The 25,319-nt window shown below is 72.5% G+C and carries 21 protein-coding genes; 11 read left to right on the top strand and 10 right to left on the bottom strand.

What is annotated here, in order from left to right; translation table 11 throughout:
* Positions 1-2: 2 nt before the first annotated feature.
* On the bottom strand, positions 3-1,871 hold the full coding sequence (locus ACIQCH_RS16725) for a hypothetical protein (protein ID WP_402581410.1): 1,869 nt from the start codon (positions 1,869-1,871) through the stop codon (positions 3-5).
* Positions 1,872-2,201: 330 nt separating this feature from the next.
* Here ACIQCH_RS16725 and radA point away from each other — a divergent pair, with 330 nt between their 5' ends.
* Together radA and disA are read left to right on the top strand one after the other, a co-directional pair.
* Positions 2,202-3,608 carry a DNA repair protein RadA gene (gene radA / locus ACIQCH_RS16720; protein WP_402581408.1) on the top strand — a complete coding sequence of 469 codons (1,407 nt, stop codon included), beginning with the start codon at positions 2,202-2,204 and terminating at the stop codon, positions 3,606-3,608.
* Positions 3,609-3,846: 238 nt separating this feature from the next.
* Complete coding sequence (disA, locus tag ACIQCH_RS16715) at positions 3,847-4,971, top strand: DNA integrity scanning diadenylate cyclase DisA (protein ID WP_402581406.1); 1,125 nt, start codon at positions 3,847-3,849, stop codon at positions 4,969-4,971.
* Positions 4,972-5,089: 118 nt separating this feature from the next.
* Here disA and ACIQCH_RS16710 read toward each other — a convergent pair whose 3' ends face one another.
* The gene (locus ACIQCH_RS16710) at positions 5,090-5,914 is read right to left on the bottom strand and encodes a hypothetical protein (RefSeq protein ID WP_402581404.1); all 825 of its coding nucleotides are present in this window, start codon (positions 5,912-5,914) and stop codon (positions 5,090-5,092) included.
* Between the two features lie 250 nt (positions 5,915-6,164).
* Here ACIQCH_RS16710 and ACIQCH_RS16705 point away from each other — a divergent pair, with 250 nt between their 5' ends.
* The 6 genes from ACIQCH_RS16705 to cseC all read left to right on the top strand — a co-directional run bounded on the left by ACIQCH_RS16705 (position 6,165) and on the right by cseC (position 11,841).
* On the top strand, positions 6,165-6,869 hold the full coding sequence (locus ACIQCH_RS16705) for a phosphatase PAP2 family protein (protein WP_402581402.1): 705 nt from the start codon (positions 6,165-6,167) through the stop codon (positions 6,867-6,869).
* A gap of 332 nt (positions 6,870-7,201) precedes the next feature.
* The gene (locus tag ACIQCH_RS16700) at positions 7,202-8,170 is read left to right on the top strand and encodes an A/G-specific adenine glycosylase (protein WP_402581401.1); all 969 of its coding nucleotides are present in this window, start codon (positions 7,202-7,204) and stop codon (positions 8,168-8,170) included.
* A 281-nt stretch (positions 8,171-8,451) separates the two neighbouring features.
* On the top strand, positions 8,452-9,021 hold the full coding sequence (locus ACIQCH_RS16695; protein WP_402581400.1) for a SigE family RNA polymerase sigma factor: 570 nt from the start codon (positions 8,452-8,454) through the stop codon (positions 9,019-9,021).
* 44 nt (positions 9,022-9,065) lie between these two features.
* A complete protein-coding gene (locus ACIQCH_RS16690; RefSeq protein WP_402581399.1) occupies positions 9,066-9,677 on the top strand; it encodes a hypothetical protein in 612 nt (203 codons plus the stop codon).
* Positions 9,678-9,686: 9 nt separating this feature from the next.
* A complete protein-coding gene (cseB, locus tag ACIQCH_RS16685) occupies positions 9,687-10,391 on the top strand; it encodes a two-component system response regulator CseB (RefSeq protein WP_030199770.1) in 705 nt (234 codons plus the stop codon).
* 103 nt (positions 10,392-10,494) lie between these two features.
* Positions 10,495-11,841: a two-component system sensor histidine kinase CseC gene (cseC, locus tag ACIQCH_RS16680; RefSeq protein ID WP_402581398.1), complete on the top strand. Its 1,347-nt coding sequence runs from the start codon at positions 10,495-10,497 to the stop codon at positions 11,839-11,841.
* A gap of 579 nt (positions 11,842-12,420) precedes the next feature.
* Here cseC and ACIQCH_RS16675 read toward each other — a convergent pair.
* A complete protein-coding gene (locus ACIQCH_RS16675) occupies positions 12,421-13,968 on the bottom strand; it encodes an MDR family MFS transporter (RefSeq protein ID WP_402581442.1) in 1,548 nt (515 codons plus the stop codon).
* 269 nt (positions 13,969-14,237) lie between these two features.
* Between ACIQCH_RS16675 and ACIQCH_RS16670 the strand changes: the two genes are divergently transcribed.
* The gene (locus tag ACIQCH_RS16670; RefSeq protein WP_402581397.1) at positions 14,238-14,825 is read left to right on the top strand and encodes a TetR/AcrR family transcriptional regulator; all 588 of its coding nucleotides are present in this window, start codon (positions 14,238-14,240) and stop codon (positions 14,823-14,825) included.
* Between the two features lie 22 nt (positions 14,826-14,847).
* Here the strand turns inward: ACIQCH_RS16670 and ACIQCH_RS16665 are convergent, their stop codons facing one another.
* Positions 14,848-15,474 (bottom strand): M23 family metallopeptidase, encoded by a 627-nt coding sequence (locus ACIQCH_RS16665; protein WP_402581440.1) that lies wholly within the window; start codon positions 15,472-15,474, stop codon positions 14,848-14,850.
* Positions 15,475-15,854: 380 nt separating this feature from the next.
* Between ACIQCH_RS16665 and ACIQCH_RS16660 the strand changes: the two genes are divergently transcribed.
* Positions 15,855-18,962 carry an NACHT domain-containing protein gene (locus tag ACIQCH_RS16660; protein WP_402581396.1) on the top strand — a complete coding sequence of 1,036 codons (3,108 nt, stop codon included), beginning with the start codon at positions 15,855-15,857 and terminating at the stop codon, positions 18,960-18,962.
* A 77-nt stretch (positions 18,963-19,039) separates the two neighbouring features.
* On the opposite strand, the gene ACIQCH_RS16655 is transcribed toward ACIQCH_RS16660, so the two are convergent.
* On the bottom strand, positions 19,040-21,559 hold the full coding sequence (locus tag ACIQCH_RS16655) for an ATP-dependent Clp protease ATP-binding subunit (protein WP_402581395.1): 2,520 nt from the start codon (positions 21,557-21,559) through the stop codon (positions 19,040-19,042).
* A 449-nt stretch (positions 21,560-22,008) separates the two neighbouring features.
* Here ACIQCH_RS16655 and ACIQCH_RS16650 point away from each other — a divergent pair, with 449 nt between their 5' ends.
* A complete protein-coding gene (locus ACIQCH_RS16650) occupies positions 22,009-22,638 on the top strand; it encodes an SCO3374 family protein (protein WP_402581394.1) in 630 nt (209 codons plus the stop codon).
* Here the strand turns inward: ACIQCH_RS16650 and ACIQCH_RS16645 are convergent.
* From ACIQCH_RS16645 to ACIQCH_RS16625, 5 genes are all read right to left on the bottom strand, one after another.
* Positions 22,617-22,952 carry an Lsr2 family protein gene (locus ACIQCH_RS16645; protein WP_030199749.1) on the bottom strand — a complete coding sequence of 112 codons (336 nt, stop codon included), beginning with the start codon at positions 22,950-22,952 and terminating at the stop codon, positions 22,617-22,619. The two genes, ACIQCH_RS16650 and ACIQCH_RS16645, sit on opposite strands and share 22 nt — an antisense overlap.
* 196 nt (positions 22,953-23,148) lie before the next feature.
* Positions 23,149-23,706 carry an amino-acid N-acetyltransferase gene (locus ACIQCH_RS16640; protein ID WP_402581392.1) on the bottom strand — a complete coding sequence of 186 codons (558 nt, stop codon included), beginning with the start codon at positions 23,704-23,706 and terminating at the stop codon, positions 23,149-23,151.
* A 9-nt stretch (positions 23,707-23,715) separates the two neighbouring features.
* Complete coding sequence (locus tag ACIQCH_RS16635) at positions 23,716-24,165, bottom strand: BlaI/MecI/CopY family transcriptional regulator (RefSeq protein WP_402581391.1); 450 nt, start codon at positions 24,163-24,165, stop codon at positions 23,716-23,718.
* A 230-nt stretch (positions 24,166-24,395) separates the two neighbouring features.
* The gene (locus tag ACIQCH_RS16630; protein ID WP_030199741.1) at positions 24,396-24,563 is read right to left on the bottom strand and encodes a hypothetical protein; all 168 of its coding nucleotides are present in this window, start codon (positions 24,561-24,563) and stop codon (positions 24,396-24,398) included.
* 14 nt (positions 24,564-24,577) lie between these two features.
* A complete protein-coding gene (locus ACIQCH_RS16625) occupies positions 24,578-25,189 on the bottom strand; it encodes a hypothetical protein (protein ID WP_402581390.1) in 612 nt (203 codons plus the stop codon).
* Positions 25,190-25,319 lie beyond the last annotated feature (130 nt).

Here is a 25,319-nt window from a genome sequence, read left to right as displayed (position 1 = left end):
GGCTACGACGGCGGTGCCGTCGGGTCGGTCGGGTCCGGGGAAACCGTTCCTTCTGTGCTCGTCGAGGGCGTCGGCTCCGCCGTCTCGGTCGGTGTGGGCGTCGGGCTCGGGGTCGGGTCCGCGGTGGTGGCGCTGGGGCTCGGGGTCGGACCCGCCGTCGTCGGGCTCGGACTCGGGGACGACGGCCGGGCCGGGCCGTGCCCCTCGATGGTGAGGACCGCGCCGGAGGGTTCCACCCCGAGCCGGGCGATCCAGTCGCCCGCGGGCTCGACCGCGTGGTCGACGGAGATGCGTACGGTGAACGTTTCGCCCGGCTCCAGCGTCCCGCTCGTACTGCTGATCCACAGCCACGGCGCGTCCGACCACAGCCGCCACTGGACCGGGGTCCCGCCGCTCGCGCTGAGCATCACCAGGGTCGTACCGCCCGAGGACACCGCGTCGACCGTGAGCCGGCCGGGTCCCTTGACGCCCGGGACGGAGGGCTCGGTGGCCCGGCCGGGGCTGATCACCTCGACCGAGACGTCCGGGGAGCGGCTGCCCGCCATGAAGCCCGGGCCCGAGGTCGTGCGGGCGTTGCCCGCGTTCTCGTACGAGGCGTACGGGCCGCCGGCGCGGGTGTGCCCGTCGGCCTCCGCGGCGGAGATCCGGGTGGCCCCCACGCTCCCCTCGCCGGTGAGCGGAGCCCCTCGGTACGCCGCCCACAGGGCGAGCACCGGGGCCGCGACCACCGTGGCCACGACGGTGGTGGTGACGGCCCGGGCCCGCAGCCGCTCGCGGCGCAGCGCCCGGTCCTTGGGGTCCATGGGGAAGCCGGTGCGGTCGAACCGCGGGCTGGCCATGCGGCTGCGCGGCAGCGCGCGGGCGGCCAGGGCGACGGCGGGCCGGGGCGCGGCCACCAGCGGCAGCGTGGCCCGGGTGAGGGCCGAGCCGGGCCAGGGGCCGACGGCGTCGACGCGTTCCGCGACGCGGCGACAGGCGGGGCAGTCGTCGACGTGCCGGACGAGTTCGGCGCGCAGGGCGCTGGAGAGCAGCACCTGGCTGTCGTCGGTGAGCCGGGAGACCGCGGGACAGCTGCCGGTCTCGACGACGGCGAGGGCGGCGCGGGTGCGCTCGACCTCGCACGCGGCGCCGGCCAGGAGCTCGCGGGCGGCGGCCGGGCCCAGGCCGAGGACGGCGGCCACCTCGGGGACGGCGAGGCCGTGGCGGACGGCGAGTTCGAGGGCCTCGCGCTGCTCGGGGGTGGTGCCGGCGGCCTCGGGCCAGGCGAGGCGGGAGAGTTCCGCGTGCCGCTCGGCGGCGTCGGGGAGGGTGGCGGGGGCCGCGGCGGGGTCCGTGGCGGGCCCGTCGGCGGTGGCGGGGCGCGGCCCGTCCGCGGCGCCGGGGCCCGGCGCGTCCGCGCTCCGGGTGAGGGTGGCGGCCGCGTTCCGGTCGGTGGCGTCCGTCGCGGTCGGGGTGACGGCGGCGGTGCCGCCCGACGCTCCCGACGGCGCACCGACCGGCGCAAGGGCGGAGTGGGGCGCGACGGTGTGCGCCGGAGCACGGCGGGAGCTGTGCGCCCCCTGGCGGGCCCGCCGCTGTGCCGCCAGCTTGCGCAGGCAGGCCCAGCGGGCGAGCGCGTAGAGCCAGGCCCGGTCCTCCCCGGCGTCGGCGGCGCGGCGGCCGGCGTGCCGCTCGGCCACCACGAGGACGTCGCCGAGCGCCTCGGTGGCCGCGTCGTGGTCGCACATCACCGAGAGGCAGTAGGTGAACAGGCCGTCGAGATGGGCTTCGTGGCGGGAGGGGGGCCGCTCGTCCGGCGTGCGGCACGCGCGCCCGTGCGCCCGGTGTGCGCCGGTGCTCCTGGTGGGTTGGGCCTGACTGCTTCTGGTCACCCGGCGACCGTAGAAGCCGGGCCGTGGGCGTCTTGGAAGCCTTGAGCAGTTTTAATCCTTACGGGTGAACAGATCTGCGGCGGGGCGACGGCGGCCCTGACGGACCGCCCCGCAAGGCCCTGGCCAGGGCATGAGCGCCGCGTGGCGGAGGCCGTGGCCAGTACCTGTCAGGGGGGTGACCGGCCCTGGCCAAAGCGTCACGTCCGTCCGTTCCCGCCCGGCACCGGTCCACCCGCCCCTCGGCACGGCCGCCCGCCCGCCGCTCCCGGCACCCTTCCCACCGTCCGCGGTCCGGGGGCGCTGTCGGTGGTGCCCGCTACGGTGGGGCGCATGGCTGCCCGTACATCCCGCTCATCCGCCAAGGACCGGCCCTCCTACCGCTGCACGGAGTGCGGCTGGACCACGGCCAAGTGGCTCGGCCGCTGCCCCGAGTGCCAGGCCTGGGGCACGGTCGAGGAGATGGGCGCACCCGCCGTCCGCACGACCGCCGCCGGCCGGGTCTCCACGGCCGCGCTGCCGATCGCGCAGGTGGACGGCCGGCAGGCGACGGCCCGTGCGACGGGTGTGGACGAGCTGGACCGGGTGCTCGGCGGCGGCCTGGTGCCCGGGGCCGTGGTGCTGCTGGCGGGCGAGCCGGGCGTCGGCAAGTCGACCCTGCTGCTGGACGTCGCGGCCAAGGCGGCGAGCGAGGCGCACAGGACGCTGTACGTGACGGGCGAGGAGTCGGCGAGCCAGGTGCGGCTGCGGGCCGACCGGATCGGCGCCCTCAGCGACCACCTGTACCTGGCGGCGGAGACCGACCTGTCGGCGGTGCTCGGGCACCTCGACGCGGTCAAGCCCTCCCTGCTGGTCCTCGACTCCGTCCAGACCGTGGCCTCCCCCGAGATCGACGGCGCGCCGGGCGGCATGGCGCAGGTGCGCGAGGTGGCCGGCGCGCTGATCCGGGCCTCCAAGGACCGGGGCATGTCCACCCTGCTGGTGGGCCACGTGACGAAGGACGGCGCGATCGCCGGCCCGCGCCTGCTGGAGCACCTGGTGGACGTGGTGCTGCAGTTCGAGGGCGACCGGCACGCGCGGCTGCGGCTCGTGCGCGGCGTGAAGAACCGGTACGGCGCGACGGACGAGGTCGGCTGCTTCGAGCTGCACGACGAGGGCATCACCGGGCTCGCCGACCCCAGCGGCCTGTTCCTGACCCGGCGCGACGAGCCGGTGCCGGGCACCTGCCTGACGGTGACGCTCGAGGGCCGCCGGCCGCTGGTGGCCGAGGTGCAGGCGCTGACGGTGGACTCGCAGATCCCCTCGCCCCGACGCACCACCTCGGGCCTGGAGACCTCCCGGGTGTCGATGATGCTCGCGGTGCTGGAGCAGCGCGGCCGGATCAGCGCGCTGGGCAAGCGGGACATCTACTCCGCGACCGTGGGCGGGGTGAAGCTCTCGGAGCCGGCCGCGGACCTGGCGATCGCGCTGGCCCTGGCCTCGGCGGCGAGCGACACCCCGCTGCCGAAGAACCTGGTGGCGATCGGGGAGGTCGGCCTCGCGGGCGAGGTGCGGCGGGTGACCGGCGTCCAGCGGCGGCTGGCCGAGGCGCACCGGCTCGGCTTCACGCACGCCCTCGTACCGGGCGACCCGGGGAAGGTCCCGCCCGGCATGCGCGTCACGGAGGTCGCGGACATGGGCGAAGCGCTGCGGGTGCTCCCGCGGTCCCGGGCGGCGGCGCGGCGGCCGGCGGCGGAGTAGCAGCCAGCCCGCCCCGGGCGGGCGTCCGGAAACGTACCGGCGGGTCCGGACCGAGATCCGGATCGACGTGGGATCGGGATGCGGAGGGGATGCGCCGGGGTGCGGTGTCGGGGTGCGGATCGGGGTCCGAACCGGTCAGGTCGGGCAAGGCACCAGGGGCCGGCAGGGCGCGCCGGTAGACTTTGGGCTGGTCCGCCCGGCCGTCTACGGGCACCGCAACCGCGACCGGAGGAGTGCAGTGGCAGCCAAGGACGGGGCAGCAGCACCCGGGAAGTCCGGCGCGAGCTCCAAGCACGAGGCGCTGGTACGCGCTTCCCTGAGCGCCGTCGCGCCTGGTCAGGCCCTGCGTGACGGACTGGAGCGGATCGTCCGCGGCAACACCGGCGGCCTGATCGTCCTCGGCATGGACAAGACCGTCGAAGCCATGTGCACCGGCGGTTTCGTGCTCGACGTCGAGTTCACCGCCACCCGCCTGCGCGAGCTGTGCAAGCTCGACGGCGCGCTGATCCTCGACAAGGACATCACCAAGATCCTGCGGGCCGGCGTGCAGCTGGTGCCGGACGCGTCGATCCCCACCGAGGAGACCGGCACCCGGCACCGCACCGCCGACCGCGTCTCCAAGCAGTGCGGCTTCCCGGTCGTCTCCGTCTCCCAGTCCATGCGGCTGATCGCCCTGTACGTGGACGGCGAGCGGCGCGTGCTGGAGGAGTCCGGGGCGATCCTGTCCCGCGCCAACCAGGCCCTGGCGACGCTGGAGCGGTACAAGCTGCGCCTGGACGAGGTGGCGGGCACGCTCTCCGCGCTGGAGATCGAGGACCTGGTCACCGTCCGGGACGTGACCGCGGTCGCACAGCGGTTGGAGATGGTCCGCCGGATCGCCACCGAGATCGCCGAGTACGTGGTCGAGCTCGGTACGGACGGCCGCCTGCTCTCGCTCCAGCTCGACGAGCTGACCGTGGGCGTGGAGGGCGAGCGCGAGCTGGTCGCGCGGGACTACGTGCCGGAGCCGACGGCGAAGCGTTCCCGCACGGTCGACGAGGCGCTGGCCGACCTCGACGCCCTCACGCACGCCGAGCTGCTGGAGCTGCCGATCGTCGCCAAGGCCCTGGGCTACAGCGGCTCCCCGGAGACCCTCGACTCGGCGGTCTCGCCGCGCGGCTACCGGCTGCTGGCCAAGGTCCCCCGGCTGCCGGGCGCGATCATCGAGCGGCTGGTCGAGCACTTCGGCGGGCTGCAGAAGCTGCTGGCCGCGAGCGTGGACGACCTCCAGACCGTGGACGGCGTCGGCGAGGCCCGCGCCCGCAGCGTGCGCGAGGGCCTGTCCCGCCTGGCCGAGTCCTCGATCCTGGAGCGGTACGTCTAGAACGGGACGGATCGGGCCGCGTTACGGACCGGTCCCACCGGCCCGCAACGCGGGTCGGGCCGGTCGACCCGGTCCGGCCGTACGACGCGGTCCGGCCGTCCGGCCCGCTCCGGCCCCGTCAGTCCCGGTCGAGGACGAACGACGTCTGCACGACCGGCAGTCCCGGCGACCGCACCTCCACCAGGTACGTCCCGGGCTCGGCCGCAGCCGCCGGCGGTGCCGTGCACTTCGCCGCGTCGCTGGCCTTGCGGTCCCACTCCACCGCGTGCCGGATCTCCGTCTGCGCCGGCACCCGGTAGTACACCGTCCCCGCGCCGCTCGGGCAGTCCGCGGAGGACCACACGGCCTTGTCGTCGCCGGTGCGGGTGATCGTGAGCACCGCGGTGCGCGGGCCGAGGTCCAGCTTGCAGCTGGTGCCCGAGGTGTTGGTGGCGGTCAGCTCGAACCGCGGCCGCTCGGTGGGCTCGTAGCTGTTCTTGACGCTGCGCACGGTCCACCGGACCGCGCCGGCCGCGCAGTTGGGCAGCTGGGAGCCGGCCGGCACCCGGGCCGGCTCGGCACCGCCGGAACCACCGCCGGGGTCGCCGTTCTTGCCGCCCGCGTCGGTGCCGGAGTCCGCGCCGCCGTCCGCGCCCGAGGCGCTGCCGGCCGAGCCGCCGCCGGTGTCCTCGGATCCCGTACCGCTCCCGGTGCCGCCGCCCGACGCGCCGCGACCGCCCGGGTACCGGGTGATCGGCGACCCGGAGGGGTCGGCCCCGGGGGTGATGGGGGTGTTGGAGTGCGGGGAGGCGTTCTTGGCGTCCGTGCTCCCCGGCTTGGCGCCGGAACTGACGACCCACGTGGCGAGGATGGCGAGCAGCGCCACGACGGACGCCAGTACGGCCCTCCTTCGCCAGTAGATGGAGGAGGGGAGCGGCCCGACCGGATTGCGCAGAGATCCCACGCAGCGAACTGTACGAGAGATCGGGGCGCGTGCGCTGGTCACCCGCCGCGCGGCGCGCGAGATTTGGCGATCATCATTCCGCGCTCGTACGCCGACCGCGCCCGCCATCGCACGCGGAGGTTAAGGGTCACGTGAGGGGCCGGTTACCGTCACACGTCGGCTTTACGTACTGTCGGTGACCATGGACACCTCCGACCTCTATCGCGATGTCACGGATTTCGCTCATTCCACGCCCGGTTGGCTTCAGACCGTGGCCGAACTGTGGACCGAGGCCGGACTGCTGCTGTTCGGTGTGCTGTTCGTCGTCGTGTGGTGGCGGGCCCGCACCGGGGACGTGCGCGCGCTCTCCCTCGCCGTGCTGGCACCGCTCGCGACGGCCTTCGCGTACATCGTCTCCGAGCTCCTCAAGTCGCTCGTGCACGAGGAGCGGCCGTGCCGGGCCGTGGCGGGAGCGGCGGCCTCGCTCGTGACGTGCCCTCCGCACGGCGACTGGTCGTTCCCCAGCAACCACTCCACGATCGCCGGCGCCGCGGCCGTCGCCCTGGCCCTCGCGCTGCCGCGGCTGGGGTTCGTGACGCTGCCGATGGCCCTGCTGATGGCCTTCTCCCGGGTGTTCGTGGGCGTGCACTACCCGCACGACGTCGGCATCGGCCTCGTGCTGGGCGCCTCCACGGCGGCCCTGACGGTGGCCGCCCTGACGTGGCCGCTGGGCCGGGTCCTGGAGGCCATGCGCGCCTCCGGCACGGCCGCCTTCGCCTGGTTCGCGGGCCCGGGCCGGCCGCCGGCCGCCGGCCGGCACCCCGGCGGACGCGGGCCGGCCGTGCCGGCCCAGGGATACGGGACCGCCGGCCCCGGTGCCCCCGGCGCCGCCCGCGCGTACGCCCCGTCCGGGACGGGGCCCGCGGGCACCCCGCCGTACGCGCACGGTGACCACCGCGGCCACGGGCGGGGCTGACCGCCTACCGGCGGACCCGGGCAGCCGCATCCTCGGCGGTGCCCGGTGGGTCCCGTGGTGTGTGGGGGAGGTGCTTGACGTGTCGTGGCAGGCTGGTCCGGAGGCAGGCCCGGGCCGGAGGTGGCCGAAGGCCAGGGCGAAGCCCCGAAGCCTCCGGGGTGGGCCTGCCGCAGGGCCTGCAGGCCACGACACGTCAAGCACCGAGGGGACCCGCACACCACGGGACCCACCCCCGGAGCGAGCCCGCCGGAGCCCCCGCCCCACCGCACGGAGCCGGGCTCCGCCATGAGGTCCGCGCGGCACCCCCGAAACGTGCCAGGATGCGGAGTGTCATGACTGCCATTCCCGACTCCCCCTCCTCCCCCGTCCCGGCCCCCGCCGCCGGGACCCCGGACCCCGCGCTCCGGGACGCCGGTGGCGCCGTGGCGCCCGGTGAGCTGCACGACCCCGTCATCGACTGGTTCGAAGGGCACGCCCGCGACCTGCCGTGGCGGCACCCCGAGGCCGGCCCCTGGGGCGTGATGGTCAGCGAGTTCATGCTCCAGCAGACCCCGGTCGCCCGGGTGCTCCCGGTGTACGAGCAGTGGCTGGCCCGCTGGCCCCGCCCGGCCGACCTCGCGGCCGAGGCGCCCGGCGAGGCCGTCCGCGCCTGGGGCCGCCTCGGCTACCCGCGCCGGGCGCTGCGGCTGCACGGGGCGGCGGTGGCGATAACGGAACGCCACGGGGGCGACGTACCGCGCGACCACGCCCAGCTGCTGGCCCTGCCGGGCATCGGCGAGTACACGGCGGCGGCGGTCGCCTCGTTCGCGTACGGGCAGCGGCACGCGGTCCTCGACACCAACGTCCGCCGCGTCTTCGCCCGGGCCGTCACCGGTACCGAGTACCCGCCGAACGCCACCACCGCCGCCGAACGGCGCCTGGCCCGGGCCCTGCTGCCCGACGACGAGCCGACGGCCGCGGCCTGGGCGGCGGCCTCGATGGAGCTGGGCGCGCTGGTGTGCACCGCCAAGGGCCCGTCGTGCGAACGCTGTCCGATCGCCGCGCGCTGCGCCTGGCGGCTGGCCGGCAAGCCGGCGCACCAGGGGCCGCCGCGGCGCGGCCAGACCTACGCGGGCACCGACCGGCAGGTGCGCGGGCGGCTGTTGGCGGTGCTGCGGGACGCGGTGGGGCCGGTGCCGCAGGCCGTGCTGGACACGGTGTGGGACGAGCCGGTGCAGCGGGCCCGGGCCCTGGACGGCCTGGTCTCGGACGGGCTGGTCGAGCCGCTGGCCGGCCGCCTGTACCGCCTGCCCCTGACGTAACCCCGCCCCTCCCGGCGCCCGGTCGCGCGCCGACTCCGGCTCCCGTGCGGGTCGTTGCCCTGCGGGAGCCGGTCCCCCGTCCGCCCTTCCCCCGTCCACGGGGGTGGAATGTCGCGCTCCGGCACCAGCTCGGAAACCGTCGCCCCAGGGGCTGTTACACAACCTATGGCTTTCCGTGCGTCCACCGAGGTCTGGACCGCACAGCCTCGTGACAACCCCTCCGTACCTTCGAATCCGTAAGCAGGAGACGCACGGACGGACAGGAACGGAGGCGGTCTGACATGGCGCACGGCGAGGTGCTCGGATTCGAGGAGTACGTACGTACCCGCCAGGACGCGCTGCTGCGCAGTGCCCGCCGCCTGGTCCCGGACCCGACCGACGCGCAGGACCTGCTCCAGACCGCGCTGGTCCGGACGTACGGCCGCTGGGACGGCATCGCCGACAAGTCGCTCGCGGACGCCTACCTCCGCCGCGTCATGATCAACACGCGCACCGAGTGGTGGCGGGCCCGCAAGCTCGAGGAGGTCCCCACCGAGCAGCTGCCCGACGCGAGCGTCGAGGACGGCGCCGAGCAGCGCGCCGACCGCGCCCTGCTGATGGACATCCTCAAGGTTCTCGCGCCCAAGCAGCGCAGTGTCGTGGTGCTGCGACACTGGGAGCAGATGAGCACCGAGGAGACGGCCGCGGCGCTCGGGATGTCGGCAGGGACTGTGAAGAGCACACTGCACCGCGCGCTGGCCCGGCTCCGTCAGGAGCTCGAGAGCCGCAACCTCGACATGCGCGCCCTCGAGCGCGGCGACCACCACCACCACGACATGCGGAACGAGGGGCGGGTGCGTTGCGCGGCCTGAGTGGCAGATGCCTCGACCGGGACAGCCGGGGCTCACTCGTACTGATGTCGGCGGGGACGGTCGTCCTCGTCGGCTCAGTGCTGTTCATGGTCGGCTGCTCCTCGAACGGCACCGGCCTGAAGGACGAGGGTCCCGCCAGCACGGAGTCGGCGGCGAAGACCGCCCCCACCCCGCGGGCCTCGTCGCTGCCGACGTTCGAGCGCGTCGACGCCGTGGCGCTGGTGAAGGCCGACGCGAAGGTCAGCGCGCAGCTCAAGCGCGACCTCAAGCCGTGCGTGGGCAAGCAGTACCCGGTGGACGTGACGTACGGGAAGGTCACCGCGAACAGCACGGACGACGTGATCGTCAACGTGCTGTCCTGCGCCGACGCCGTGGGGGTGGGCACGTTCGTGTACCGCAAGGACGGCGAGAAGTTCCAGAACGTCTTCGCCTCCGAGGAGGCCCCCGTGTACGCGGAGATCGACCGCGGCGACCTCGTGCTCACCCGCGAGGTCTACGGCAAGGGCGACTCCATCGCCTACCCGTCGGGCCAGGACGTGATCACGTACCGGTGGTCGGGGGACAAGTTCACCCTGCACGACAGGGTGCACACGGATTTCAGCAACACGGCCGACGGCGGGGGCCAGCCCGCCCCGGCCATCACCTCGAAGGGCTGAGAGCAGCGGATGGCCGAGACGCATGTGCTTTTCGTGGAGGACGACGACGTCATCCGCGAGGCGACGACCCTCGCTCTGGAGCGCGACGGCTTCGTCGTGACCGCCCGGCCCGACGGGCTGGCGGGGCTGGAGTCCTTCCGGGAGAAGCGGCCCGACATCGCGCTGCTGGACGTGATGGTGCCGGGCATGGACGGGGTGAGCCTGTGCCGGCGCATCCGTGACGAGTCCACCGTGCCGGTGATCATGCTGTCGGCGCGGGCCGACTCGATCGACGTCGTGCTCGGCCTGGAGGCGGGCGCGGACGACTACGTGACGAAGCCCTTCGACGGCGCGGTGCTGGTCGCCCGGATCCGGGCGGTGCTGCGCCGCTTCGGGCACGCCGGCGGCAACGGCGGGGCGGCGGCCGAGGACGAACTCGGCGGCGAGCGCGGGGTGCTGTCCTTCGGGGACCTGGAGGTCGACACCGAGGGCATGGAGGTGCGCAAGGGCGGGGCGCCGGTCGCGCTGACCCCGACCGAGATGCGACTGCTGCTGGAGTTCTCGACCGCGCCGGGCACCGTGCTCTCCCGCGACCGGCTGCTGGAGCGGGTCTGGGACTACGACTGGGGTGGGGACACCCGGGTGGTGGACGTCCACGTCCAGCGACTGCGCACCAAGATCGGCCAGGACCGGATCGAGACGGTCCGCGGCTTCGGATACAAGCTGAAGGCATGAGCCGGAGGGCCGCGCCGCGCACGCGGGCACGCGCCGAGCACGAGGCGATACGAGAAGGCATGAGCCGAGACACAGAGCCCACGACCTGCCCGGGGCTCGCCGGATGAGGCGCGTCAGACTCCGCACGGGCATCCGCTGGAAGATCAGCTTCGCCATCGCCGCCGTCGGCGCGCTCATCGCGCTCGCGCTGAGCCTGGTGGTGCACAACGCCGCCCGCGTCTCGATGCTGCAGAGCGCGCGCGAGGTGCAGATGGAGCGCGTCCAGTTCCTCTCGAAGAGCGCCGAGGTGACGAAGAAGCCTCCGCTGGGCGCGAAGCTGAACGACCCCGACCTGCCGCGCGAGCTGCGCGAGAAGGCCCGTTCGGGACGTCGCGGCTCGTACGTGCAGGAACACCCGGGCGGTGCCCCGGAGGTGTGGGCCGCGGTGCCGCTCGGCAACGGGCAGGTGCTGTCGCTGCACAACTCCTTCCAGGAGAACGCGAACATGATGCGCGCCCTCGACGAGGCGCTCGTCGTGGGCTCGGTGTCCGTGGTGGTGGCCGGCTCCGCGCTGGGCGTGCTCATCGGGGGACAGATCTCGGGCCGGCTGCGCAAGGCCGCGGCCGCGGCCGGGAAGGTCGCCCAGGGCGACCCGCACGTACGGGTCCGGGACGCGGTCGGGGGCGTCGTACGCGACGAGACCGACGACCTCGCACGGGCCGTGGACCGCATGGCCGACGCGCTGCAGCAGCGGCTGGAGGCCGAGCGGCGGGTGACGGCGGACATCGCGCACGAGCTGCGCACGCCCGTGACGGGCCTGCTCACGGCCGCCGAACTGCTGCCGCCCGGGCGGCCGACGGAGCTCGTGCGGGACCGGGCGCAGGCGATGCGGGTGCTGGTCGAGGACGTGCTGGAGGTGGCCCGTCTGGACAGCGCTTCGGAGCGGGCCGAGCTCCAGGAGGTGGCGCTGGGCGAGTTCGTCTCGCGGCGCGTCACCGTCCTGATGCCGGAGGCCACGGTCCGGGTGGTGGCGGACGAGATCGTCGCCACGGACCCGCGCCGGCTGGAGCGCATCCTCGGCAACCTGTTGGCCAACGCGGCCCGGTACGGCAGGCAACCGGTGCAGGTCGACGTCGAGGGCCGGGTGGTCCGGGTGCGCGACCACGGCCCCGGCTTCCCGGAGGCACTGCTCAAGGAGGGACCGAGCCGGTTCCGCACGGGCTCGACCGACCGGGCGGGCGTCGGCCACGGCCTCGGCCTGACCATCGCCGCCGGCCAGGCCCGGGTCCTGGGTGCCCGCCTCACGTTCCGGAACGTCGCCGCGCCGGGCGGCATCGAACGCGAGGGCGCCTGCGCGGGCGCGGTCGCGGTCCTCTGGCTCCCGGAACACGCCCCCACGGCGACGGGCAGCTTCCCGATCATCCAGCTCCCGGAACCCCCGAAGCCCACCCCGCGCGGCCGCCGGCGCTGACCTCCTCGGTGGGGCCGCGTGGGGCCCCTTGGGTGGCCGTGGCGTGACTCCCTGTGGGTCCCTATGGCTTCCCGCGGGTGCCCATTTCCCCGTGGGTCGCCATGGCTTCCCGTGGGTGCCCCGTGGCACCCCGTGGGTCTCTATGGCTTCCCGTGAGTGCCCAATTCCCCGTGGGTCCCCGTGGGTCCGCGGCTGCTCAGGCGGCTCGCCGGGGCTCCGTTTCGGCGTCGTTCGCCTCGGTCGGTGGGGGCCGTCCCGTGGTGTGTGGGTCCCCTCGGCGCTTGAGGCGGTAGGGCCTGCAGGCCCTACCGCCTCAAGCACCTCCCCCACACGCCCCGGGACGGCACTCCCGCCTTGGGTCGGTGGACCCGGACAGCCGCCGACGGGGTCCGAACCGAGCCGACGGGGTCCGGGGCGGAGCCGACCGGGGTCCGGGGCGGAGCCCCGGGAAACGGTGAAAGGGCGGGGAGGGGACCGGCCCCGCAGGGCAACGGCCCGCACCAACCGAAAAGGGCCCCCGACACCCAGAGGGTGCCGGGGGCCCTTCCACCAGGGGAGGTGGACCGTGGGACCCGCCCGTCAGCGGGCGACGGCCTCCCGACCGGCCTGGTCGGCGGAGTCGGTACCGGAGTCCGAGCCGGCGTCGGCGCCCGCCTCGGGAGCCTCCGGCTCCTCCGGCCCGGCCCCCCGCAGCGGGACCTCCTTGACGAACAGCGCCACCAGGAACCCGAGCACCGCGACCCCCGCCCCGAGCACGAAGGCCGAGTGCGTACCCGCCGCCACCGCGTGCTGGTACGCCTCGCGCACCGCGGCCGGCAGCTTCGCCAGGCTCGCCGCGTCCAGCTGGGCGGAGCCCGCGGTCGCGCCGGCACCCGCCGAGCCGAGCCGCTCGGACATGGTGTCCTGCACCCGGGTGGTGAACAGCGAGCCCATCAGCGCGACGCCGAAGGAGCCGCCGAGCGTACGGAACAGGGTGGTCGTGGACGAGGCCACGCCCATGTCCTTCATCTCGACGCTGTTCTGCGCGACCAGCATCGTGATCTGCATCAGGAAGCCGAGGCCGGCGCCGAGGACCGCCATGTAGACGCCGGAGACCAGGCGCGACGTACCGGTGTCCATCTGCGCGAGCAGGTACAGGCCGACGACCATCAGCGCACCGCCCGCGATCGGGAAGACCTTGTACTTGCCGCTGTTGGTGGTGACCCGGCCCGCGATCAGCGAGACGACCATCATCGACAGCAGCATCGGCAGCAGCAGCAGACCGGAGTTGGTGGCCGAGGCGCCCTGCACCGCCTGCTGGAACAGCGGCAGGTAGACCACCGCGCCGAACATCGCGAAGCCGACCAGGAAGCCGATGACCGACATGAGCGTGAAGTTGCGGCTGCGGAAGATGTGCAGCGGCATGACCGGCTCGGACGCCTTCGTCTGGACGAACAGGAAGGCGGCGATCGCGGTGACGCCCGCGACGATCAGGCCGATGATCTCGCCGGAGCCCCACGCGTACTCCGTACCGCCCCAGGTGGTGACGAGCACGATGGAGGTGATGCCGACGGTCAGCAGCGCCGCGCCCGCGTAGTCGATCTTCGCCTTCTTGCGGTTCTTCGGCAGGTGCAGCACTGCGGAGACCATGGCCAGCGCGACCGCGCCGAGCGGCAGGTTGATGTAGAAGGACCAGCGCCAGCCGAGGTGGTCGGTGATGGTGCCGCCGACCAGCGGGCCGCCGATCATGGCGAGCGCCATGACGCCGGCCATCATGCCCTGGTACTTGCCGCGCTCACGCGGCGGGATCAGGTCGCCGATGATCGCCATGACGCCGACCATCAGACCACCGGCACCCAGGCCCTGGATCGCGCGGAAGCCGATCAGCTGGCCCATGTCCTGGGCCATGCCGCTGAGCGCGGAGCCGACCAGGAAGATCACGATCGAGCTGAGGAACGAGCCCTTGCGGCCGTACATGTCGCCGAGCTTGCCCCAGATCGGGGTGGAGGCGGCCGTGGCCAGGGTGTAGGCGGTGACGACCCACGACAGGTGCTCGAGACCGCCGAGCTCGCCGACGATCGTGGGCATCGCCGTACCGATGATCATGTTGTCGAGCATCGCGAGCAGCATGGCGATCATCAGCGCCATCAGCACCACTCGGACACTGCGGGGCTTGGGCCCGTCCACTTCTCCGGCCGGCGCCTGCGCCGCCCCCACTTCGCTCTTGACCGGTTTCTCGCTCATCGCCACTCCCCTGGTACTGCCTTGCTGCTGGTACTTGCTCGCCGGTGGTGGTACCCAGTCGCCGGTGGTACTTACTTGGCGCCGATACTTACTTGCCGCCCGGCTAGTTCACTACACTGGTGAAAGTAGACCCGTCACTAGCCGGGCGTCAAGTAAGTAAGTCGGGGAGAGCCATGACCAGCGCCAGCACGCCGCAGCCGCGCCGCGGGAACACCCGCCAGCGCATCCAGGACGTCGCGCTGGAGCTCTTCGCCGAGCAGGGGTACGAGAAGACGTCGCTGCGCGAGATCGCGGAGCGGCTCGAGGTCACGAAGGCGGCGCTCTACTACCACTTCAAGACCAAGGAAGACATCCTGATCGGCGTCTTCGAGGACCACACCCGGCCGCTCGACGAGCTGATCGCCTGGGCCGGCGCGCAGCCGCGCACGCTGGAGACCAAGCAGGAGATCATCCGTCGCTACCACGCCGCGCTGACGGGTGCTGCGCCGCTGTTCCGTTTCATGCAGGAGAACCAGGCGACGGTGCGCGAGCTGAGCATCGGCGAGTCGTTCAAGGAGCGCGTGATCTCACTGAGCGAGCTGGTCCAGGAGCCGGACTTCAGCATGGCCGACCGGGTCCGCTGCGTCAGCGCGCTGTTCACCCTGCACGCCGGCATGTTCTTCATGCAGAGCGTCGAAGGCGACCCCGAGGAGAAGGCCCGGGCCGTTCTCGAGGTCGCCATCGACATGGTCACGCAGGCCCATCACGGGCCCCGCGACTGAAGTAGTCCCCAGGGGGGAGGCGTCAGACGGTGACGCCGGCGGTGCGCAGGAAGGACACCGGGTTCACGGCCGAGCCGTAGTTCGGGGTGGTGCGGATCTCGAAGTGCAGGTGCGGACCGCTGGAGTTGCCGGTGTTGCCGGACAGGGCGATCTGCTGGCCGGTGGCGACCTTCTGGCCGACGGTGACCTGGATCCGCGACAGGTGGGCGTACTGGGAGTACGTGCCGTTGGCGTGCTTGATCACGATGGCGTTGCCGTACGCCGGGCCGTCGCCGCCGCCGTTCGGGCCGGCCTTGACGACCGTACCGGCGTGCGCGGCCTTGACCGCGGTGCCGACCGGGACCGCGAAGTCCTGGCCGGAGTGCTTGTGCGACCACATGGAGCCGGCCTGCGCGAAGCTGGCGGACAGGGTGTAGCCGGCGACCGGACGGACCCAGGCGGTGGCCTTGGCCGGGGCGGCGGGCTTGGCGGGCTTGGCGGCGACGGTCTTGACGACGGCCGTCTTGGCGGCCGAGGCGGGCATCGAGTCGGCGAAGGCGGCCTGGCCGGCCCCGATCGTCAGCAGGGCACCGAGGCCCGCGGCCACGACGGCGCTGCGGGTACGGATGCGGGACGAACGGACTCGGGTGGTGGCGACGCGCTTCGACATCTTGATGAACCTCCGGCTGGGGAACAGGGACTCGGCCGTGAGCCGCGGGAAGGACTCCCACGGACCGGACCGCAGGCCCGAGGGGGACTCGGGCACGCAATCAGCCCGGCACGTTGCAGCCGGGCTGGCTTCACATTGGTAACCCGGGCTCCCGGGCTTCCCCAAACCCCCCAATTACTACGCAAGCCCGTAACAGGGGGGGTGTGATTTGTCCCGTTGACGAGCCTTTTCCTGCACTTCCACCCCTTCGGACGCCCGATTCGATCTACTATTTCCGCTCGTACGCCCTTGATCCCATGTGCGGCTTGTCACCGGCCCCGGACCATCTCCTGTCCGTTTCGGGACGAAAGCCGGACAACCGATCGCTACGCTCACGCGTCGTGGACCCAGTCGCCCAGGCGGGCTTACGCCTCGCATCGACCGTGATCGGCCCCATCGTCAAGAAGCTCTTCCGCATGTCGGAGGGCCCCGGCGCAGGGCTGGTGGACCGGCCCGCGCGCATCTCGTCCTACGTCTCCTGGCGCGAGAAACGCGCCCCGGACCGCGCCGACCTCGACCGCGTCGCCGCCGAACTGGTCGAGGCGGCCCTCAACGCCCCGGGCGAGCGCGCCCTCCCGCCCGGGGAGGAGGCGGGCGTGGCCGCCGCCCTGGCCGCCACCCTGTACGGCCTGGCCGACCTCGACCTCACCGACGCCGAGGCCGTCGAACTCGGCCACCTGGCGCTGGCCCGTGCCCTCCGCGCCCGGACCCCTCCCGTCGGCCTCTCCGAACAGGCCGCCTACCTCCACGACCGGGTCCTGGAGACCGCCTGCCTGCACGTCCTCCACTTCCTCACCCAGCGCTCGGCCTTCGTCGCGGCCACCCTGGTCCACCAGTCCCGCCGCCAGGCCGAGCTGGTCGCCAAGGTCGACGAGCTGGTGGCCCGCATCCCCCGCCAGGACGCCCGCGACACCGCCTTCGAGCGCCGCTACCTCGACTACGTCGTCCGCAAGCACAGCACCCTGACGATCTTCGGCATCGACCTCACCCGCACCCCGGGGAAGTGGCCCCTCGACGCGGCGTACATGAGCCTGGAGGCGACGGCTCACCCCACAGCTCCGAGGGGGGCCGTGACCGATGCGGACGGCCGTGTCTGGGCCCTGTTCGACACCCCCGGCCCACGCCCCGCCGACCAGGCCCTGGCCGACCGGCCTCGCGTCCTTCTGCGCGGCGAAGCAGGCTCCGGTAAGACCACCCTCATCCAGTGGCTCGCCGTCTCCGCCGCCCGCCCCGTACCGGACGGGCGCATGGCCTACCTCCACGACAAGATCCCCTTCGTCCTGCCGCTGCGCACCCTCACCCGCCAGCACGTCCACCTGCCTGCGCCGCGCGAGTTCCTCACCGCCGTCGGCGTCCCGCTGGCCGGCGAGCAGCCCCCGGGATGGGAGGACCGGGTGCTCACCCAGGGGCGCGGGCTCGTCCTGGTCGACGGCCTCGACGAGATCCCGGAGGGCGCCCGACGCCGCGTCCGCGAGTGGCTCGTCGACCTTGCGGGCCTCTACCCGGGCAATCGCTGGCTGCTGACCTGTCGGCCCTCCGCCGTCATCGAGGACTGGTTGCGCGAGGAATCCTTCACCGAGCTCGCCCTGTCCCCCATGGGCCACGCCGACGTGGCCACGTTCCTCGGGCGCTGGCACGCGGCCGCGCGCACGGGGGGCGAGGAGGAGGACGCCGCGCTCGCCGAATACGAGAGCCAGCTGCTGCATTCCGTACGGGCCAACGTCGACCTGGGCCGGCTCGCGACCAACCCGCTGATGTGCGGGCTGATCTGCGCCCTCCACCGCGACCGCCGCGGCTTCCTCCCCCTCGGACGCAAGGACCTGTACTCGGCGGCCCTGTCCATGCTGCTGAGCCGCCGTGACCGGGAGCGCAGCCTGGAGGTGCCCCAGGTGAGCGAGGAAACCCAGCTCCAACTGCTCCAGCGCCTCGCGTACTGGCTGATCCGCAACAACGCCTCCGAGATGGACCGCAGCCGCGCGGAGGCCCTGGTCCAGGACGCGCTGCCCGCGCTCCCGGAGGCCGCGGCACTGGGCGACGGCCGGGAGGTCTTCGCCCACCTGCTCCTGCGCAGCGGCCTCCTGCGCACCCCGGCTCCCGGCCGGGTCGACTTCGTCCACCGCACGTTCCAGGATTTCCTCGGCGCGCGAGCGGTCGTGGACGAGGGCAGCTTCGGGGAGCTGGCCGCCCACGCCGACGACGACCAGTGGGACGACGTCATCCGCATGGCGGTCGCCCAGGCCCGCCCCCGTGAGCGGACGGAGATCCTGCGGGGCCTGCTGGCCCGGAGTGCGAGCACACGGGCCACGCTGCTCGCCTACGCGAGCCTGCCGCACGCGCCCGAGGTCGATCCGGAGGTGCGTGACGCCGTCACCCTCCGCGCACAGGAGCTGATACCGCCCGCGGGCCCCTCAGAGGCCCTGGACCTCTCGTCGGTAGGACCGATGCTGCTCGGGCTCCTCCCGGACCCGGAGGATCTCGACGAGTGGACGGCCTACTACACCTTCGTCGCCGCCACCGGCGCCGCCGCCGGTTCGCCGACCGCCCTGCCGTACCTGGCCCGGTTCGCCGGCCATTCGTGGTCCATGGTGCAGATCGAGCTCTTCCGGCATTGGGCCGAGTTCGGGACACGGGAGTACGGGGAGGAGGTCATCGCCCGCATGAGCCCGACGAGTCTCGCCCTCGTGACCACGGACGAACAACTGGACGTACTGGCGGACGTTCGGCCGGCCCGGTGGCTGCAGTGCAACGGCAGCGTCACCCCCGCCGCCCTGGCCCGTTACGCTGCACGGGTCCCGCTGACCAGGCTGTTCGTCTTCGGGAACCCCTTGCTGGAGGATCTCGAGTTCCTCCGGGGCAGGGCCCACGGGCTCACCAACGTCACCTTCGACACCTGCCCGCAGCTGGACGATCTCTCCGCCCTCACTGATATCGGCATCCAGAATGCCCGGCTGTCGCTGAACCAGCGGAGGACGGCGCTACCGGTCCTCCGGAGCTGGTCGGCACTGAAGAGCGTGACCGTCCAGGACGGTCCGATCGACATCGCCGCGCAACTCGGCCCCGGAGTCTCCCTCCACAGCCTCGCCATGGAACGCACCATCTGGCACCCCGACCGGCCCCTGGGGCTGCACCACCACCCGCAGCTCACTTCCCTGGCCCTGGACTCCGGCGCTGCTCCTCGTGACGCCCGGGGCTGGGCGGAGATCACCCCGCTTCAGCACCTCGCCACCCTGCAGCTGCCGGCGCCCTCTCTGGCCTGCGCCAGACCGTGGGTTGTGCTGCCAGGCGTCAAGAATCTGACGCTCCCCGGGAGCCGTGAACTCACCAAAGCACTCATCAAGCGCATCCCTGAGCTCTTTCCCCAGCTGGCGGCTCTGCACGTACCCCCGACACAAGGAGACTTCAACTTCGGTCGGCTGCTTCCCCAAGGCATTACCGTGATCCGCGTCTGAGGCCCGCACGCAGAAACGGGGCGGCCCCGGAACCTCGTGGGTTCCGGGGCCGCCCCGTCGTGCTGTGCCCGCGTGCGTTACGCGCCCTTGCTCAGGTCCGGGCCGGAGCCCGTGGCCTCGATCGGGGGCACGTCCGGCAGGGCGGACTTCTCCTCGCCGCGGAAGGTGAACTTGGCGGTTTCGCCCTCACCCTCCGTGCCGACGACCACGATGTGACCGGGGCGCAGCTCGCCGAAGAGGATCTTCTCCGAGAGGATGTCCTCGATCTCGCGCTGGATGGTCCGGCGCAGCGGGCGGGCGCCCAGGATCGGGTCGTAGCCGCGCTTGGCCAGGAGGATCTTGGCCTCGCCGCTGAGCTCGATGCCCATGTCGCGGTCCTTGAGGCGCTCGTCCACCTTCGCGACCATCAGGTCGACGATCTGGATGATGTCTTCCTGGCTGAGCTGGTGGAAGACCACCGTGTCGTCGACACGGTTCAGGAACTCGGGGCGGAAGTGCTGCTTCAGCTCCTCGTTGACCTTGGCCTTCATGCGCTCGTAGCCGGTCTTGACGTCACCCGTGGCCGCGAAGCCGAGGTTGAAGCCCTTGGAGATGTCCCGCGTACCCAGGTTGGTCGTCATGATGATGACCGTGTTCTTGAAGTCCACGACGCGGCCCTGGGAGTCGGTCAGGCGACCGTCCTCCAGGATCTGCAGCAGGGAATTGAAGATATCCGGGTGCGCCTTCTCGACCTCGTCGAAGAGGACGACGGAGAACGGCTTCCGGCGCACCTTCTCGGTGAGCTGGCCGCCCTCCTCGTAGCCCACGTAACCGGGGGGCGAACCGAAGAGGCGGGAAACCGTGTGCTTCTCGCTGAACTCCGACATGTCGAGGGAGATCAGCGCGTCCTCGTCGCCGAACAGGAATTCGGCCAGCGTCTTGGACAGCTCGGTCTTACCGACGCCCGAGGGGCCGGCGAAGATGAACGAGCCACCGGGACGCTTGGGGTCCTTCAGACCGGCGCGGGTACGGCGGATCGCCTGGGAAAGCGCCTTGATGGCGTCCTTCTGGCCGATGACGCGCTTGTGGAGCTCGTCCTCCATGCGCAGCAGACGCGAGGACTCCTCCTCGGTCAGCTTGAAGACCGGGATGCCGGTGGCGGTCGCGAGGACCTCGGCGATCAGCTCGCCGTCGACCTCGGCGACGACGTCCATGTCGCCGGCCTTCCACTCCTTCTCGCGCTTGGTCTTCGCCGCCAGCAGCTGCTTCTCCTTGTCGCGGAGAGAAGCCGCCTTCTCGAAGTCCTGGGAGTCGATCGCGGACTCCTTGTCCCGACGGACGGCCGCGATCTTCTCGTCGAACTCGCGGAGGTCCGGCGGCGCGGTCATCCGGCGGATGCGCATCCGGGAGCCGGCCTCGTCGATCAGGTCGATCGCCTTGTCCGGCAGGAAGCGGTCCGAGATGTACCGGTCGGCGAGGGTGGCCGCCTGGACGAGGGCCTCGTCCGTGATGGAGACCCGGTGGTGGGCCTCGTAGCGGTCGCGCAGACCCTTGAGGATCTCGATGGTGTGCGGCAGCGAGGGCTCCGCGACCTGGATGGGCTGGAAGCGGCGCTCCAGGGCCGCGTCCTTCTCCAGGTGCTTGCGGTACTCGTCCAGCGTGGTGGCGCCGATGGTCTGCAGCTCACCGCGGGCCAGCATGGGCTTGAGGATGCTCGCGGCGTCGATCGCGCCCTCGGCGGCACCCGCACCCACGAGGGTGTGGAGCTCGTCGATGAACAGGATGATGTCGCCGCGGGTGCGGATCTCCTTGAGGACCTTCTTCAGGCGCTCCTCGAAGTCACCGCGGTAGCGGGAGCCGGCGACGAGCGCGCCGAGGTCCAGGGTGTAGAGGTGCTTGTCCTTGAGGGTCTCGGGCACCTCGCCCTTGACGATGGCCTGCGCCAGTCCCTCGACGACGGCGGTCTTGCCGACGCCGGGCTCGCCGATGAGGACCGGGTTGTTCTTGGTACGGCGGGACAGCACCTGCATGACCCGCTCGATCTCCTTCTCGCGCCCGATGACCGGGTCGAGCTTGGATTCGCGGGCCGCCTGGGTGAGGTTGCGGCCGAACTGGTCCAGGACGAGCGAGGTCGAAGGGGTGCCCTCGGCCGGGCCGCCGGCGGTGGCGGTCTCCTTGCCCTGGTAGCCCGAGAGCAGCTGGATGACCTGCTGACGGACCCGGTTGAGATCGGCGCCCAGCTTCACGAGGACCTGGGCGGCGACGCCCTCGCCCTCGCGGATCAGGCCGAGCAGGATGTGCTCGGTGCCGATGTAGTTGTGGCCGAGCTGGAGGGCCTCGCGGAGCGACAGCTCCAGGACCTTCTTCGCCCGCGGGGTGAAGGGGATGTGACCGGACGGCGCCTGCTGGCCCTGCCCGATGATCTCCTCGACCTGCTGGCGAACAGCCTCGAGCGAAATCCCGAGGCTCTCCAGGGCCTTAGCGGCGACACCCTCACCCTCGTGGATCAGACCCAGGAGGATGTGCTCGGTGCCGATGTAGTTGTGGTTGAGCATCCGGGCTTCTTCCTGAGCCAGGACGACAACCCGCCGCGCGCGGTCGGTGAACCTCTCGAACATCGTTATTCGCTCCTCAGAGCGGTCGGGCAGTTCGGGGTCGGTCCCCGCCCTGTCCTTCCGCATGCTAGTCCCGCGGGGCGGGACAGCTCATTCCAACTGCCGACATCCGTCCACGGCTCACCCCCGTCGTTGGGGAAAACCCGCCCTGCACAGCCGACAACTGCTCTAACCCGATGGTGCGAGACGATGTTCCCGCAGGCCAGACAGATACCCGTCTCACGAGTACGCCGATGGCGAACGGGAGCCGGGTTAATCAGCGTGTCGCCCCGATCCACTAGGAATGTCTTACCCGTGGGCACGGACACTCCATGCCCTCCACACCGGTTCCCTCCGCTACGGGCGAACACAGTTGCGTCTCAAATGCGGGACACCCCTCGGTGGAAGTTCACGCTCCGCACCTCCTGGTGCACGGTGCGTAACCCGCGGGCGTTTCGGGAGTTTGCTTGGACATGGCCCACACCGTCCCGCCGCCCCGCGCGCCGCTGGGCGCGTCGTACCGGTCCGGTGCCGCCCAGGCGGCCCTCGTCCACTGGTACGCGCACGTGCTCGGCTGGCCGGTGGCCGAGCCGGTGCCGGGGGGGCCGCCCGTCCAGTTGCTGACCGGTGTGCGCTTCGACGTCCTGGAGCTCCCGGCGGACGCGGGCTACGCGGTACTGCGGCGCGGCGTGCCGACCGGGCCCGTGGCCCTGATGGGACGGCGGATGCGGCTCCTGGTGGCCGCCGGGAGCGCGGACGAGCTGCCGGGGCTGCTCGAATGGCTGGAATGGGGCGGGGTCCCACTGGACCTCACCGCCCTCGGGGCCGGCGGTCGGATCACCGCGCCCGAGCCCCCCGGCCCGGCCGGGGGTGACCCGGCGGGGGCCGCCGTCTGGCTGCGGCCCCCGGAGCCGGGGTGCGAGGCACTGCTGCCGGCCCTGGCCGCCATGGGCGGCGGGACCGGCCGGGGAGCCCCCGGCGCGGCCGGGGCGGCTCCCGATCTGGCCCGGCTGGCGGGCGCCGCGGCGACCGAATGTCATCGCGCGCGGCTGGCCCGTACCGGGAACCCCGCTCGGGCGGGTCAGCCCTTGGCGTTCTCGTAGGCCTCACGGATCTCGGCGGGCACGCGGCCGCGGTCGTTCACGTTGAAGCCGTTCGCCTTCGCCCAGGCGCGGATCTCGGCGGTGTCGGGGCTGGCCACGGAAGCGGCACGACCCTTTCCACGGCCCGCGGCGGCCCTGCCGCCGGTGCGACGCCCGCTCTTGGTGTACGGCTCGAGCAGACCGCGGAGCTTGTCCGCGTTGGCGGTGGTGAGGTCGATCTCGTAGGACTTGCCATCCAGCGCGAACGTCACGGTCTCGTCCGCCTCGCCACCGTCGAGGTCGTCGACAAGAAGGACCTGAACCTTCTGTGCCACCGGATTTCCTTTCATCGAAAATGCAGTACGCGGAAAGGAAACCGCTTTTGCCTGGAAAACACAAACCCCCGGGAGAGGTTCAGGAGCTCCACACGACGGGAAACGCACGCGATTCGGACATAGGCCACGGCCGGACCGCCGGGCGGAATAGCCGGTACGAACGGGGTGTGATCGAGGGACTGCTTCCCGCACTCGTTCAGAGGTGCAGAAGCATCCGGCTGTTGCCCAAGGTGTTCGGCTTCACTCGTTCGAGACCCAGGAACTCGGCGACGCCCTCGTCATAGGAACGCAGGAGCTCACTGTAGACATCGGTGTCGACCGGCGTCTCGCCGATCTCGACGAAGCCGTGGTGCGCGAAGAAGTCGACTTCGAAGGTGAGGCAGAAAACCCGGCGCACGCCGAGCCAGCGGGCGGTCTGCAACAACTTGTCCAGCAGCTGATGCCCGACTCCGGCCCCCTTCAGCTCGCGGTCGACCGCGAGTGTGCGGACTTCGGCGAGGTCCTCCCACATGACGTGGAGGGCGCCGCAGCCCACGACCCGGCCGTCGAGCTCGCGTTCCGCGACCCAGAACTCCTGGATGTCCTCGTAAAGGGTCACCGGGGCTTTGTCGAGCAGGATGCGCTGGCCCACGTACTGGTCGAGCAGGCCGCGCAGGGCGGCCACATCCGTGGTGCGGGCCCGCCGGATCGTTACGGCTTTTGCATTCGCACCGGGAAACTCCTCCGGATGCGAATCGCCATGCTGTGCGTCCATGGGGGGACGCTATCGCCCCGCGTCCCCGGGCGGTGCGCCGGCATCGCCCGGGCCGTCCTCGTCGGGGGCTTCGGCCCCGTCGGCCCCGTCGGCGTCCTCCGCGGGCTGCACGATGCGCACGGCGTCGCGCAGCGCCTCCCGTTGCTCGGGCGACATCATGCCGAAGAAGGCGACGAGGGCGGCGGCCGGGTTGTCGCTCGTCTGCCAGGCTTCGTTCATCAGTGCGGCCGAGTAGGCGGCGCGGGTGGAGACCGCCGTATATCGATAGGCGCGGCCTTCGGCTTCCCGGCGGACCCAGCCCTTCTGATGGAGATTGTCCATAACGGTCATCACGGTGGTGTACGCGATGGACCGTTCCTTCTGGAGGTCCTCCAGCACTTCCCGAACGGTGACCGGGCGGTTCCACTGCCACACCCGCGTCATGACGGCGTCTTCGAGTTCTCCCAAGGGGCGAGGCACACCAGCACCATAGTGCGAGATGTCCAAAATTGCCCGGCTATTCGCGCGACGAAATCGCCGCACGCCGCGAAAGGCCGAGCCCGGCCCGGCCGGACCGGCGAACGCCGACGGGCCCCGCCGCAAGGAGGCGGGGCCCGTCGGAGAGAACCTGCGGTCGCGGTCGGGAGCGAAGCGGAACCCGCGCCGCGCCCCCGAAACCCGGACCCGGGAGAAACGGGAAGGGAACGGAGCTAGCTCTTGGCCTGCCGGGTCGCCTCGGCGCGGGCGAGCGCGGCGTCGACGGCCGCGTCTTCCTTCGCCTTGTTGGCGCCGCCCTGGCTCTTCACGATCGTCACGACGAGGGCGATGAAGAACGCGGCCATCACGATGGGGGGCACGAGCGCGGATACGTAGTCCATGCCCCTCAGCGTAGCTACCCGGCGGCCCGCCCCTCGGCAGGGGGCGCCGGCTTCCGCCGTGGCGGGAAGACTTCGCCGGGCGTCGGGATCGGCCGGTCGGGCCGCGGCGCCTTGGGCTCGGCCGGGGCGGGGTCGGGCCTGGGCTTCGGATCGGGCTGCGAGCGCTCCCCGCCGCCGGGCAGGGCCAGCAGCCGCAGCCGGGGCGCCGGCGTGAGGGCGGCGCCGAGCTTGGCGCGTACGGCCTTCTCGGCGAGCACCTGGCAGCGCTGCAGCAGCGCGGCGGCGACCCGGTTGCCGCGCAGGGCGCGCAGGGCGGCGAGGTCGTCGGGCACCGGCTGGTACCCGGCGGCCAGCGCGTCCTGGAGCATCTCCAGGTACCCGCCCAGGCTCCCGGGCAGGGCCTCCCGGTACCGGCGCAGGTCGTCGAGCAGGAAGGCTCTGAGCCGCTCGGCCTCACGCACGGCGTCATCGAGGGCCTGCGCGAGCCGCAGGCAGTCCTTGACCTCCCCGGGCGTCAGGGCCCGGTCGGTTCCGGAGTGGAGGGCATGGGCGAGGGACCGCCGGAGCACGACCAGCTCAGCAGCGCTGAAGGCCATGCCGCCGCGGGATCCGTAGGGCGTGGGCATGTCCAGAAGATACGCGCTAATCGGACAAAACCCCCTGACCGCGCGCTTCCCGGCGCGGCGGGCGGCGGACGGGCCGCGGCGGTGCCCCCGGGGCCACGGCGGGCGGGCCCGCCGGCGCGTCACCCGACGT

This window comes from Streptomyces sp. NPDC093225, assembly GCF_044753805.1.
GTDB lineage: Bacteria > Actinomycetota > Actinomycetes > Streptomycetales > Streptomycetaceae > Streptomyces.
Note: the sequence above shows the minus strand (reverse complement) of the source record. Positions and strands in the feature narration are given on the sequence as shown.

Coding starts and splice junctions, on each gene's coding strand:
- radA (WP_402581408.1), top strand. CDS start 2,202: ATGGCTGCCCGTACATCCCGCTCATCCGCCAAGGACCGGCCCTCCTAC.
- ACIQCH_RS16700 (WP_402581401.1), top strand. CDS start 7,202: ATGACTGCCATTCCCGACTCCCCCTCCTCCCCCGTCCCGGCCCCCGCC.
- ACIQCH_RS16695 (WP_402581400.1), top strand. CDS start 8,452: ATGGCGCACGGCGAGGTGCTCGGATTCGAGGAGTACGTACGTACCCGC.
- ACIQCH_RS16690 (WP_402581399.1), top strand. CDS start 9,066: ATGTCGGCGGGGACGGTCGTCCTCGTCGGCTCAGTGCTGTTCATGGTC.
- cseB (WP_030199770.1), top strand. CDS start 9,687: ATGGCCGAGACGCATGTGCTTTTCGTGGAGGACGACGACGTCATCCGC.
- cseC (WP_402581398.1), top strand. CDS start 10,495: ATGAGGCGCGTCAGACTCCGCACGGGCATCCGCTGGAAGATCAGCTTC.
- ACIQCH_RS16675 (WP_402581442.1), bottom strand. CDS start 13,968: ATGGCGCTGATGATCGCCATGCTGCTCGCGATGCTCGACAACATGATC.
- ACIQCH_RS16670 (WP_402581397.1), top strand. CDS start 14,238: ATGACCAGCGCCAGCACGCCGCAGCCGCGCCGCGGGAACACCCGCCAG.
- ACIQCH_RS16665 (WP_402581440.1), bottom strand. CDS start 15,474: ATGTCGAAGCGCGTCGCCACCACCCGAGTCCGTTCGTCCCGCATCCGT.
- ACIQCH_RS16655 (WP_402581395.1), bottom strand. CDS start 21,559: ATGTTCGAGAGGTTCACCGACCGCGCGCGGCGGGTTGTCGTCCTGGCT.
- ACIQCH_RS16650 (WP_402581394.1), top strand. CDS start 22,009: ATGGCCCACACCGTCCCGCCGCCCCGCGCGCCGCTGGGCGCGTCGTAC.
- ACIQCH_RS16640 (WP_402581392.1), bottom strand. CDS start 23,706: ATGGACGCACAGCATGGCGATTCGCATCCGGAGGAGTTTCCCGGTGCG.
- ACIQCH_RS16630 (WP_030199741.1), bottom strand. CDS start 24,563: ATGGACTACGTATCCGCGCTCGTGCCCCCCATCGTGATGGCCGCGTTC.
- ACIQCH_RS16625 (WP_402581390.1), bottom strand. CDS start 25,189: ATGCCCACGCCCTACGGATCCCGCGGCGGCATGGCCTTCAGCGCTGCT.